Below are 11900 nucleotides of genomic sequence, written 5' to 3'. Positions count from 1 at the left end.
ATCGCCCCGAATAATGGCGTATTCATCGCCCCGGCGCGAGTTTCAAGCCCAGATCGCCTCCACTCGCCCCGGAAAACCATCGTCCACCCACCGATGAGCCAGTCCCCGCCGTATCGACTAGTCAAACGTCTGCGTGTACTTACGCGCTATTCCCTGCGGGTGTTGCATTGGCATTCGCGAGCGCTGATCTGGCTGGCCCTGACCGTGGTACTTGGTATCGCCGGCTGTGGCGCCTGGATCAACTGGTGGCTGTTCCCCAACCTCGACCGTTACCGCCATGTGGTGGAAACCCGGCTCAGTGACGCAATCGGCCGTCCTGTGCAGATCGGCCGGCTCGACGGCGGTTGGAGCAATCTCAAACCTTCCCTCACCCTGCGTAACTTCAGCCTGCTCGGCGACGATGGCCGACCGGCCGTGACGCTGCCGCAAGCCGAGGCCACGCTGGCCTGGTGGCCCATCATCATTGGCGATCTGCGCTTTGACGCGCTGACCGTGGTCTCTCCCACTCTCGAACTGACCCGCGAACGCGATGGCTCGATCCGGCTGGCCGGTCTGCGGCTCGACCAGGGGCCGAGCGATGGCACGCTGGCCAACTGGTTGCTGCGCCAGCACGATCTGGCGATCCGCAACGGCAGCGTGATCTGGGTCGACCATCTGCGTGGCGCACCACCCTTGGTGCTCGAACAGGTCGATCTCTCGGTCGAGAATCTGCTGTTCGGCCGTCACCGCTTCACTGTCCTGGCCAAACCTCCCGCCGCGCTCGCGGCACCCGTGCGTGTCGAAGGCAGTTGGCGCGGCGATGATGTCAACCAAGCGGGACAATGGCGCGGCGATCTGCGGCTGCTGCTCGACGATGTGGACCTGGCTGCCTGGGGCCGCTGGCTGCCGTATCCGATCAAGGTCAAGCACGGCTCGGGCAAGCTCCATCTGACGCTGCGCTTTGCCGACGGACTGCCGCGCGATGTCGAGGCCAAGCTCGATATTCGCGCCGCCCGGCTCTTGCTGGCCGAAGGGCTGGCCGATCTCGATGTCGATACGCTGGTCACCACCGCGCGCTGGCAGGACCGCGATGGTCGGCGCGAACTGACGCTGGCACCGCTGACGCTGGCGGCCGAAGGCGGTCGGGTGCTGGCAGGCAGCGAGGCCAAGGTGGTTCTGGAGCGTGAGGGGGGCGGCAGCGTCGAACTCGATGGCCTGACCCTGCCCAGCCTGGCCGGCCTGCCGGCAGCATTGCCCTTGCCACGCGAAATTCGCCACGCGCTGGCTGGCCTCAAACCGGCTGGTCGGATCGACAAAGTACGCGGCAGTTGGGCGGGCGACTGGCGAGAACCTTCGCGTTATGAGGGACAGGTCACTTTCCAGGGAATAGGACTGACCGCCCCACCTCCGTGGCCCACCATGGGTCCGCTCGACGGCGAGCTTCAGTTGAGCGAGCAGGGCGGCAAACTGGCAGTGCAAAGCAGCTCGTTCACCCTGGCAGCCGGCCAACTGTTCGAGAAGCCACTGCGGTTCGATCGACTTGGTCTCAAGGCCGATTGGACACGGTCCGGCCGGGCGCTGACTGTGCGAGTGGGTGAATTCGAGGCCGGCAACGCCGATCTCGACGCCAATGCCCGGGCCGTCTGGCGCTGGAATGGCAGTGGGCCGGGCGAACTCGATCTTGAAGCCGCCACACCGCGTGTCGTCGCGACCAAGGTGGTCGATTATCTGCCGCTCGTGGTCGGCGACGACACCCGGGCCTGGCTCAAGCAGGCCATTCTGGCCGGCGAAGCGACCGATGGCCGCTTTGTGCTCAAGGGGCCGCTGGCGGCTTTTCCGTTTGACCGGGACCGGCGTGGTATCTGGCGGGTCAATGCCAAAGTGCGCAATGCCCGTCTGCACTACGCCGATGGCTGGCCCGACGTCGAGAATATCTCGGCCGATCTGCTGTTCGAGCGTGCCCGCATGCAGATCGATGCCCGTGCCGGTCGTATCCTCGGCGCCCAGGTCGAACAGGCCCGCGCGACCCTGGAGGATCTTGCCCATGACGATCTGCTGACCATCGAAGGCAAGGCCGCCGGCCCGACCGGCGAATTCTTCCAATTCATCAATCGCAGTCCGCTCGACCAGCTGCTCGAGGGCATCGGCCGCAGCGCAGTCAGCGCCGGCGATGGCCGGCTCGGTCTGCGTCTGGCCATTCCGTTGAGTCAGGCCGAAAACACCCGGGTCGAAGGCCATTACAGCTTTGGCGGCAACCGGCTTCGCCTGACCGAGGCGATGCCCGAGCTGACCGGGCTCGACGGCACACTGCATTTCAGCGAGCGCGGCGCCGAGGCGCAAGGAATGCGTGCCCATGCCCTGGGCGGGCCGCTGAGCTTCGATATGGCCACCGACAGCGCCGGTCAGGTCAAGGTGGCGATTAGTGGCCAGGCCGATGCCCGGGTAGCGGCCCAATACTATGGTGTGCCGCAGGCCGGACAGCTCCAGGGCAGCACCGATTACCGCGCCGAATTGCGGCTGCCGCCCCAGGGGGGCTGGCAATTGGCCCTGGAAGCGCCGCTGAAGCAGGTCAGCTCGGGCTTGCCGGCGCCGCTCGATCTGGCCGCCGGTGAAGCCGGACCGCTGCGGATGGCGCTGGAAATCGACGAGCGCAGCGAACGCTGGCGGGTGGCTCTGGGCGAGCGGATCGGTGCCGAAGTCAGACGAGTGGCCAATGGCCCGAACTGGAAGCTCGACCGGGCCGAGATTCGCTTCGGCGAAGGCAAGCCGAGCCTGGCTCGGCCGGGCATCTGGCTCAGCGGCACGCTGCCCGAGCTGGATCTCGATGCCTGGCTGGCGCTGGCCGGTGAAGGTGGGTCAGGCGGCGGTGCGGCCGCGTTTGCCGGCGCCGATCTGCGTATCGGCCGCCTGCTGTTCGGCAGCCATCGGCTTGACGAGGTCAAGGCCCAGGTCCAGGCGCAGGAGGAAGGCTGGCAGATCGATCTGGCCAGCCGGCAGGCCAGCGGCAACGCTCGCTGGCTGCCACAGGGGCGCGGTCGCCTCAATGCCCGGATGAGCCGCCTGGCTTTGCCGCTGCCGCAGCGCGATGTGGGCGTCGACGAGGCGGCCGCTGCCGACGAATGGAAACGCTGGCCGGCCGTCGATGCCCAGGTCGAGGAATTCCAATACCGCGACCATCCGCTTGGCCGTATCGATCTGCGGGCCAGACCGCTGACCGAAGGCTGGGCGATCGAGCATTTCGCTATCCGCAACAGCGACGGCCGCCTAACGCTCGACGGCACCTGGCGGCCGACGGTGGGCGATACCCGGATGAATATCGATATCGAATCGGACAATCTGGGCAAGCTGCTGGGCCGCTTCGGTTATCCCGAGACGGTGCGGCGGGGCAGCGGTCGCCTGGGCGGCGAAGTGAGCTGGCGCGGTTCGCCCCTGTCACCGCAGTTCCTGACCATGAACGGCCATCTCAAGCTGGTGGTCGAAAGCGGTCAGTTCGCCAAGGTCGATCCGGGCGTCGGGCGGCTGCTTGGCGTGCTGAGCCTGCAAGCGCTGCCACGGCGTATCTCGCTCGACTTTCGCGATATCTTCAGCGAGGGTTTTGCATTCGACCGCATCGAAGGCGATAGTAAAATCGTCGCCGGTATATTGAGCACCGACAATCTGACCATCGTCGGCCCGGCCGCGCAGATCCTGTTCCGTGGCCAGACCGATCTCGAGGCCGAAACCCAGGTCCTCCGGGTGCGGATCGTGCCCACCATCGGTGACAGTATCGCCGTCACGGCCGGGGTGGCCTTGGCCAATCCGGCCCTGGGGGTGGGCGCCTTCCTGTTGCAGCGTGCCCTCAAGGACCCGCTCGGACAACTGATCGCTTACGAATACGATATCTCCGGCCGCTGGGACGACCCCAAGATCGAACGGGTCGGCAGCCTGTTCCCAACCGCCGCCAAATAGCGCTGTCAACGTCGTCCAGAAAGGAAGCCTCATGTCCAGCCCCAGTTCCGTCCGCACCGCATCCCATGCGCCGCGCATCGCTGCCGTGCAGATGGCCTCCGGCATCGATATCCCGACCAATCTGCGCGAGGCCGAGGTGCTGATCGGCCGTGCTGCCGCCCAGGGGGCCAAGCTGGTCGCCCTGCCCGAGTATTTTGCGATCATGGGGATGTCCGACCGCGACAAGGTGGCGGTACGCGAAACCCCGGGCCAGGGTCCGATCCAGGATTTCCTTGCCACCACTGCCCGCCGTTACGGGGTGTGGCTGATCGGTGGCACGGTGCCGCTCTGGTGCGAGCAGCCCGATCTGGTCAAGAACAGTTGTCTGGTCTACGACGATCGCGGCAACCAGGTGGCGCGCTATGACAAGATTCATCTGTTCGGCTTTCAGATGGGGCAGGAATCCTACCGCGAGTCGGCCACCATCAGCCCTGGCGACAGCGTGGTGGTGTTCGATTCGCCGTTTGGCCGGATCGGTCTGGCGGTCTGCTACGACCTGCGCTTTCCCGAGCTGTTTCGCCATATGCCCGAGGTCGATCTGCTGGTGGTGCCGGCCGCCTTTACCGAAACCACCGGCCGTGCCCACTGGGAGACGCTGCTGCGGGCACGGGCCATCGAGAATCTGGCCTATGTGCTGGCCTCGGCCCAGGGTGGCCATCATCAGAACGGCCGTGAGACGCACGGCAACAGCATGATCATCGACCCGTGGGGCCAGGTGCTCGACCGGCTCGATCGTGGCTCGGGCGTGGTGGTGGCTGCGATCGATCGCGACTATCAGGCGACGCTGCGGCAAAGTCTGCCGGCGCTGGCGCATCGGGTGCTGTGATGGGCAACCGGCTGGCCCTGCTGTGTCTGGTATGCTGCGGCGGCCTGGCCGTCGCCGACCCGGCACGGTTCGGCTGCCAGCAACCGCTGTCGCTGGCGTATTTCCGCTTCGGCAGCCTGTACTACCTTGATCAGAATGATCAGCCAGCCGGCGTCGATGTCGAGCTGGCGCGTGAGCTGGAACAACGTTCCGGCTGTCGCCTGCGCGGCCGCGAGCTGTCGCGGGTGCTGATCTGGCAATTGCTCGAGAATGGCCAGCTCGATATGGCAACTGCCGGTTTGCCGACGCCCGAGCGGGAACGTTTCGGCCTGTTTCTGCCCTATCTGGTTTCCAGGAATCGTTTTCTGCTGCCCAACTCGCTGGCGGGCCGAATCGACTCGCCCGAGGCTTTCCTTGCCGACCGCTCGCTCCGGATGGGCGTGGTCAGAAGTTTCCGTCACGGTGCCGAATACGACCGTCTGATCGGCCGCCTGGCCACCGAAGGACGCATCGAGGAGGCGTCCGATATCGAAACCCTGTTCCGCTGGCTGCGGCTCAATCGCATCCAGGGCATGGTGGCGCATCCGCTGGTGGCGGGGCACTTGCTCAAACTCAATGGGCTCGATGGCCTGGTCGTGCAGTACGACTGGAACGGCAGTGAACCGCCGCTTCTGGGCGGCTGGATATTGTCGCGCCGCCGTTTCAATGCGGCGCAGCTCGCGGCCTGGTCGATGCTGTTTGACGGCATCCGCCAGGACGGCACGCTGGAAAAGATCTATCGCAACTATGTCTCTCCGCGCGAGGCGCGCGAGCTGACTCCCAAACCTTGACCCGACAAAGGAGGGCCGCGCCCGGCGCGGCCAAGCCCATGACTACAGCTCCCTCGCTTGCCGTGCCGCCGCTGGCTACGGCCGATGCCTATCTGCTTCAACCGTATTCGCTCGACCTGCCGGCGCTGGATCGGGTATTCGGCGAAATCATGACCCGTGATGTCGATTATGCCGATCTGTATTTCCAGTACAGCCGGTCCGAGGCGTGGAGCCTCGATGAAGGCATCGTCAAATCGGGCAGTTTCAATATCGACCAGGGGGTAGGGGTGCGGGCGATCAGCGGTGAGCGCACCGCGTTTGCCTACTCCGACGATATCGGTATGTCGGCGCTGCTCGAAGCGGCCCGCGCCACCCGCGCCATCGGCCGCCAAGGCGGCAGCGGCGTGGCGGCCCATCCGGCCCGCACCGAAGGGCGCGGCCTCTACCGCGATGTCGATCCGCTGGCCAGTCTCAGCCATACCGAAAAAGTGGCGCTGCTGGAGCGGCTCGAAGGCTTTGCCCGGGCGGCTGATCCACGGGTGATCCAGGTCATGGCCAGCCTGTCGGCCGAATATGAGGTGGTGTTCGTGGTGCGCCACGACGGCCGCCATGCGGCCGATGTGCGGCCGCTGGTGCGGGTGGGCATCCATGTGATCGTGGAGCAGGACGGCCGACGCGAGACCGGTCAGGTCGGCGGCGGAGGCCGTTTCGACTATGCCTATTTCACCGACGAGGTACTCAAGGACTACGCCAGCCAGGCGGTCCGGCAGGCCCTGATCAATCTCGATGCCCGGCCGGCCCCGGCCGGCGAGTTTACCGTGGTGCTCGGCAGCGGCTGGCCCGGCATCCTGCTGCACGAGGCCATCGGTCATGGCCTTGAAGGCGATTTCAACCGTAAAGGCAGCTCGGCCTTTGCCGGCATGGTGGGCGAGCGGGTGGCGGCCGCCGGCGTGACGGTGATCGACGACGGCACCATGCCCGACCGCCGTGGCTCGCTCAATGTCGATGACGAGGGAAATCCGACCCAACGCACCGTCTTGATCGAAGACGGCATCCTGCGCGGCTACCTGCAGGACAATCTGAACGCCCGCCTGATGGGCGTGGCCCCGACCGGCAACGGCCGACGCGAATCCTATGCCCATATCCCGATGCCGCGCATGACCAATACTGTGATGCTCAACGGCGACAAATCGCCCGACGAGATCATCGCTTCGATCAAGCGTGGCCTCTACGCGGTCAACTTCGGCGGCGGTCAGGTCGACATCACCTCGGGCAAATTCGTGTTCTCGGCGGCAGAAGCCTATTGGGTGGAAGACGGCAAGATCCAATATCCGGTCAAAGGTGCCACCCTGATCGGCAACGGCCCCGATGTGCTGACCCGGGTCGGCATGATCGGCAACGATATGGCACTCGACCCGGGCGTCGGTACCTGCGGCAAGGAAGGCCAGCATGTACCGGTCGGCGTCGGGCAACCGACCATCCGGATCGACGGTGGCCTGACCATCGGGGGCACGGCCTGATTCGAGGCTTGCCACAGCAATCGGCGTCGGAGCATCCCGATGCCAAGCCTGCTCTGCTAGCCTGACTCGCTGGTCTCCATTACTCCAGAAGCGCCGCCCTGCCAAAGGGCGGCGTTTTTTAAATTTAAGTGCCAAATGCTTGCAAGACAGGAAAATATATATAAAGAGAAACTAAATATTTTTACGAAATGCCTTGAGCGCCGCTAATCCCATATCGCCTCTGACGCAGCGTCCGGTCGCCGCCAGCAAGAGCGACCCTCAGCGCCAGAAACAGAAGCCATCCCTGCGTTGGGCGGCTCTGGACGCTCCTTATCCCATCCTCCCTGGTGACCATCTTCACCTCCATTTCCTCTTTGCGCGTTGCAGCAAAATCCCCAGCGGCGAGCAGGCGCGGAGATAGCCGTCCATCTGGACGGAATATTCTTGGAAAGCGGGGAGGCGAGCGAGGAGGGATAAGGAAGGTGGCGGTGGAGCGTGCGGAGTTGAGGAATTCTCCGCTAATTGTTTACCGGAGGATGTTGATTAAATGGTTGATTATTTTGAGGATATCGAGAGGAAGTCGGAGATTCTAATGGAGGGGGTTTGTGTGGGTGACTGGGGGGAAGGAAAATGGACCGCTTGATGAGGCTGGGAACGTGGCTTGCTTGGAGGACTGTCGAGCTGGGTGAAAAGCGGATTTTTTCGATTGATCTTTTTTGCCTTTGTCATAAAATTCGCCTGCTGCAATGCACAAACCATCCACAACACGGGATACAACATCGAATGCGAAGGTAGACCGAGGTTCACATCTGGAAAAGGAGTAGCGCCATGTCGTCGATCCCTCTGCTGAATCAATTGCGTGCCGAACACCGTCCGGCCATTCTGGCCCACCTGCTGCGGCTGGAGATGGAAGATCGGACCCAGCGTTTCGGCCAGCCAGTGGCCACCGAGATTGTGGAGCGCTATGTCGAACAGCTCGATTTCAGCCGTGATGCCCATTTCGGCATTCTGCACCGCGATCAGGACGGCTCGACCCAGCTTATCGGCCACACCCACCTCGGGATCGATGCGCGCGGTCTGTGTGGTGAGATCGGTGTCAGCGTCGAGCGTCCTTTCCAACGCCGTGGCCTTGCTACCCGGATGCTGACCCGGGCCATTGTTCATGCCCGCAATGTCGGTGTCCGTGAAATCGTGATGTACTTCCTGCCTTACAACACCAGTCTGATGGAATTGGCCCGTAGCCTGGGGATGAGCCTGTCTCTCGGCTCGGGTGAAGGAATGGCGCGGCTGGCCAATCTGAGCGCCAGCCCGGTCAGCATGGCCAGTGAATGGCTGGACCTGTGCAATGAGGTCGGCGAGCGCACCGTGGGCGAGCTGGCCCAGGTGGCCGGCTCCACCAGCGAGCAGATGCGCCGCCTGTTGGCCGGCCAATTGACGTAAACGTCAACTTGCTGGCGCCATCGTCGGCCCTGGCGTTATAGTGTTTCTTTATCGAACAACCGAGGAGACACGATGAGCGACCTGCTTCAGTTGGAGCGCCTGGGCCACACTGCCCTGATCACCATCCGTAATCCCCCCGCCAATACCTGGACCGAAACCAGCCTGCCGGCATTGAAGCAACTGGTCGAACAGCTCAACGACGACCTCGATGTTTATGCCCTGGTCCTGACCGGTGACGGCGCCAAATTCTTCAGTGCCGGTGCCGACCTCAATATCTTTGCCGACGGCGACAAGGCCCGTGGTCGCCGCATGATCGAACTGTTCGGCCAGGCTTTCGAAACCCTGGCCCAGTTCCGTGGTGTTTCGATTGCCACCATCAATGGCTATGCCATGGGCGGCGGCCTCGAGGCGGCGCTGGCCTGCGATATCCGTATTGCTGAAGAACAAGCCGTGATGGCGCTGCCCGAAGCCGCCGTCGGCCTGCTGCCCGGTGCCGGCGGTACCCAGAACCTGGCCTGGATGGTCGGCGAGGGCTGGGCCAAGAAGATGATTCTGTGCGGTGAACGGGTCGATGCACCGACGGCGCTGCGTATCGGTCTGGTCGAGGAAGTCGTGCCGACCGGCGAAGCCCGTCAGCGGGCCCTGGCACTGGCCGAACAAGTGGGCCGGCAAAGCCCTTCGGCGGTCAAGGCGTGCAAGAAGCTGATCGGTGCCGCCCGTCATCAGCCGATGTGGCAGGCGCTTTCGCAGGAGCGTGAAGCTTTCGCCGATCTGTTTGATACCGAGGATCAGAAAGAGGGCGTCCAGGCCTTCCTGGCCAAGCGTAAACCCGAGTGGAAGAACCGCTGAGCATTGCGTCCGGTTTTCCCGTCCTTCCCAGCGCGCGACGGCCTGTCCGTCGCGCCGATCTGTTCGATGCCGCCGATGACTGATCCCGTTCTGTTTTCCGTGTATCCGGCCGCCAATGGCCATCAGATTGCCGTCGCCACCCTCAATGCCGAAAAGTCGCTCAATGCGCTGAGCCTGCCGATGATCCGGGCCTTGGCGCCACAATTGCGCGCCTGGCGCGATGACCCTGCTGTTGCCTGCGTGCTGCTGCAAGGCGCGGGCGAGCGCGCTTTCTGTGCCGGTGGCGATGTGGTCGATATCCACAACGCCATCCGCGCCGGCAATCTGGCCCATTGCGATGATTTCTTCACCGAGGAATATGCGCTCGACCATCTGATCCACAGCTTCCCCAAGCCGCTGCTGGTATGGGGGCATGGCATCGTGATGGGCGGTGGTGTCGGTCTGATGGTGGGCGCCAGCCACCGTATCGTCACCGAGAAGTCGCGTATTGCCATGCCCGAAGTCACCATCGGGCTTTATCCCGATGTCGGCGGCTCGTGGTTCCTCAACCGCCTGCCCGGCCGACTCGGCATCTACCTGGGCCTCACCGGTGCCTCATTCAGCGCTTCCGACGCCCTCTATGTCGGCCTGGCCGACTTTGCGCTCCCCAGTGCTTTCCGCCTTGGCCTGATCGAAGCGCTACAGGCTGTGGCATGGCAAGGGCAGGGCGAGGCCGATCGCCGGCTGCTGTCGCACTATCTGCGCGATGCCAGCCGCCAGGCGGCGCTCGATCTGCCGCCGTCGCAGGTCCGTGCCCACTACGACACCATCGTGGCCCTGACCGACTACGATACGGTCGAAGAAATCGTCAAGGCGATCACCGACTATGCCGGTGACGACGAATGGCTGCGTGGTGGTGCCAAGAAACTGGCGGCCGGCTCGCCCACGTCGATGCATCTGATCGTCGAAGCACAGAAACGGGCGCGTCATCTGTCGCTCCGCGAAGTCTTCGAGATGGAATTGAACGTGTCGCGCCAGTGTTGCCGCCAGCATGACTTCGCCGAAGGCGTGCGTGCGCTGCTGGTGGATAAGGACAATGCGCCGCGCTGGCAGCCCGCCACGCTGGCCGGAGTTGACCCGGCCGTGATCGAAGCGCATTTCCATCAGCCGACGACTTGAGCGTTGCCCTGCTTGCAGAAAGCTCCAGGCCGGTTCCGATGAACCGGCTTTTTTGCGTCCTCGACAGGTTCTGGCGCATTTCGGCAAATATCGCCCTGCATTTCCTGGCTTATCTGTCTATGAGTGGCTGGCTGTTCTTCTATGCGCTGAGCAATGCCGCCGATGAGGAAATGGCCTGGCGTCTCGTCATGGCCGCGGCTGGCAGCGCGATATTGATGGCGATGCTTGCCCTGATCATTTCCGGCAAACAAAAGCGCCGTCCTGGGCCGGACGGCGCATCAGAGCATTTTCAGCCAATTCGGAGTCAGTGGGTGCGGACTTCAAGGCACAGGCGTATCGCCCCCCGGTCTGGCGGCGACGCCGACTCAAAGCGAAATGCGCCAAAGCTGCACAGCTCAATCGTATTTGCCCGCTTGCAGATCGGCTTCCATCTTGGCGTATTCGCCGCTCTTGCGCAGTTGGCGCAAGCCTTCGTTGAAGCGTTCCAGCATCTGTTCGTTGCCGGCGACCTTGCGTGACAGCATCAGGCGATAGTCGATCTTGTCGGCGACCTTGCTGGCGTGGCCGATACGGGCGCGTTCGGCGTCGCTGAACTGCTTGCCGCGCAGGGTTTGATAGCCGACGGTTCTGATCATCGGCAGGAAATCGATCCGACCGGCCAGCAGCATCTTCATGGCCGCTTCGACATTGGGAACCGATTGGTTACGAATAATGCCGCTCTTGATCGGGGCTTCCCACATGCCGAGCTTGGAGCCGAGCGGCGTGGCAATCGATTTGCCGCGCAGGTCGGAGACATCGTTCCAGCTCAAAGGCTTTTCTTTGAGATGGAACAGTACTTCCTCGTCGGTAATCACTGGCTCGCTGAACAGGGCAAAGGGCTCGCGCTCGGGCGAGCGCGACCAGACGACAGAGCCGGCGATTTCCCCGTTCTGCACCATCGACAGCGCACGAGCCCAGGGATAGAACTCGTAACGCACCTTGACGCCGACCTTGTCAAATGCCGCCGTGACCACATGCGAGGCAAAACCGTTATGCGGCGCTTTCTCCGCCAGATAAGGCGCCCATTCGCCATTGGCCAGCCGTATCTCGGCCGCCTGGACCAGGGCCAGCGTCGCGGCCAGCAGACAAAGAATGGAACGCGATAAGGCACGGAACATAGTCATCTCCCAGGCAGGTTTCGACGAACCGGTACCGGGATGGCACCGCCGCCGCTAGCTTGGTGATAGAACAAACCACTTGGCTGTACCAGCCGCAAGCGGCCGCTTCTTGGTCCCGTCCGGAACCATGCCTTGCCGCACACCCTGGCGCAGCGGCAGTCAACGAGCCTCTTCTTGAATGCGGCGATACGGGACGATAGGGTTTGCTCGGCGTCCG

General features: G+C 63.6%; 8 protein-coding genes. 7 read left to right on the top strand and 1 reads right to left on the bottom strand.

The features are described 5' to 3' along the window. Positions 1–93: 93 nt before the first annotated feature. From ACFOW7_RS04155 to ACFOW7_RS04125, 7 genes are all read left to right on the top strand, one after another. Complete coding sequence (locus ACFOW7_RS04155; RefSeq protein ID WP_378161345.1) at positions 94–3927, top strand: YhdP family protein; 3834 nt, start codon at positions 94–96, stop codon at positions 3925–3927. Positions 3928–3958: 31 nt separating this feature from the next. Further along, entirely contained in the window at positions 3959–4792 is an 834-nt protein-coding gene (locus ACFOW7_RS04150; protein WP_378161343.1) for a carbon-nitrogen hydrolase family protein, read from the top strand. After that, positions 4792–5601, top strand: coding sequence for a substrate-binding periplasmic protein (locus ACFOW7_RS04145; protein ID WP_378161341.1), 810 nt, complete (start codon positions 4792–4794; stop codon positions 5599–5601). Before ACFOW7_RS04150 ends, ACFOW7_RS04145 begins: the two co-directional genes overlap by 1 nt. Before the next feature lie 38 nt (positions 5602–5639). Next, positions 5640–7100 (top strand): metalloprotease TldD, encoded by a 1461-nt coding sequence (tldD, locus tag ACFOW7_RS04140; RefSeq protein WP_378161339.1) that lies wholly within the window; start codon positions 5640–5642, stop codon positions 7098–7100. An 807-nt stretch (positions 7101–7907) separates the two neighbouring features. Then, on the top strand, positions 7908–8519 hold the full coding sequence (locus ACFOW7_RS04135; RefSeq protein WP_378161336.1) for a GNAT family N-acetyltransferase: 612 nt from the start codon (positions 7908–7910) through the stop codon (positions 8517–8519). Positions 8520–8591: 72 nt separating this feature from the next. After that, the gene (locus ACFOW7_RS04130) at positions 8592–9368 is read left to right on the top strand and encodes an enoyl-CoA hydratase (protein WP_378161334.1); all 777 of its coding nucleotides are present in this window, start codon (positions 8592–8594) and stop codon (positions 9366–9368) included. Positions 9369–9443: 75 nt separating this feature from the next. After that, complete coding sequence (locus ACFOW7_RS04125) at positions 9444–10526, top strand: enoyl-CoA hydratase/isomerase family protein (protein WP_378161332.1); 1083 nt, start codon at positions 9444–9446, stop codon at positions 10524–10526. Positions 10527–10921: 395 nt separating this feature from the next. On the opposite strand, the gene ACFOW7_RS04120 is transcribed toward ACFOW7_RS04125, so the two are convergent. Next, positions 10922–11683, bottom strand: a complete 762-nt coding sequence (locus ACFOW7_RS04120) for a substrate-binding periplasmic protein (RefSeq protein ID WP_378161330.1) — start codon at positions 11681–11683, stop codon at positions 10922–10924. Between the last annotated feature and the right edge of the window lie 217 nt (positions 11684–11900).

Origin of the sequence: Chitinimonas lacunae (genome assembly GCF_042650885.1) — a bacterium.
Taxonomy (GTDB): Bacteria; Pseudomonadota; Gammaproteobacteria; order Burkholderiales; family Chitinimonadaceae; genus Chitinimonas_A; species Chitinimonas_A lacunae.
Note: the sequence above shows the minus strand (reverse complement) of the source record. Positions and strands in the feature narration are given on the sequence as shown.

What these genes read in the sequence shown, in the direction of transcription:
- ACFOW7_RS04155 (WP_378161345.1), top strand. Translation starts at nt 94, where the DNA reads ATGAGCCAGTCCCCGCCGTATCGACTAGTCAAACGTCTGCGTGTACTT.
- ACFOW7_RS04150 (WP_378161343.1), top strand. Translation starts at nt 3,959, where the DNA reads ATGTCCAGCCCCAGTTCCGTCCGCACCGCATCCCATGCGCCGCGCATC.
- ACFOW7_RS04145 (WP_378161341.1), top strand. Translation starts at nt 4,792, where the DNA reads ATGGGCAACCGGCTGGCCCTGCTGTGTCTGGTATGCTGCGGCGGCCTG.
- tldD (WP_378161339.1), top strand. Translation starts at nt 5,640, where the DNA reads ATGACTACAGCTCCCTCGCTTGCCGTGCCGCCGCTGGCTACGGCCGAT.
- ACFOW7_RS04135 (WP_378161336.1), top strand. Translation starts at nt 7,908, where the DNA reads ATGTCGTCGATCCCTCTGCTGAATCAATTGCGTGCCGAACACCGTCCG.
- ACFOW7_RS04130 (WP_378161334.1), top strand. Translation starts at nt 8,592, where the DNA reads ATGAGCGACCTGCTTCAGTTGGAGCGCCTGGGCCACACTGCCCTGATC.
- ACFOW7_RS04125 (WP_378161332.1), top strand. Translation starts at nt 9,444, where the DNA reads ATGACTGATCCCGTTCTGTTTTCCGTGTATCCGGCCGCCAATGGCCAT.
- ACFOW7_RS04120 (WP_378161330.1), bottom strand. Translation starts at nt 11,683, where the DNA reads ATGTTCCGTGCCTTATCGCGTTCCATTCTTTGTCTGCTGGCCGCGACG.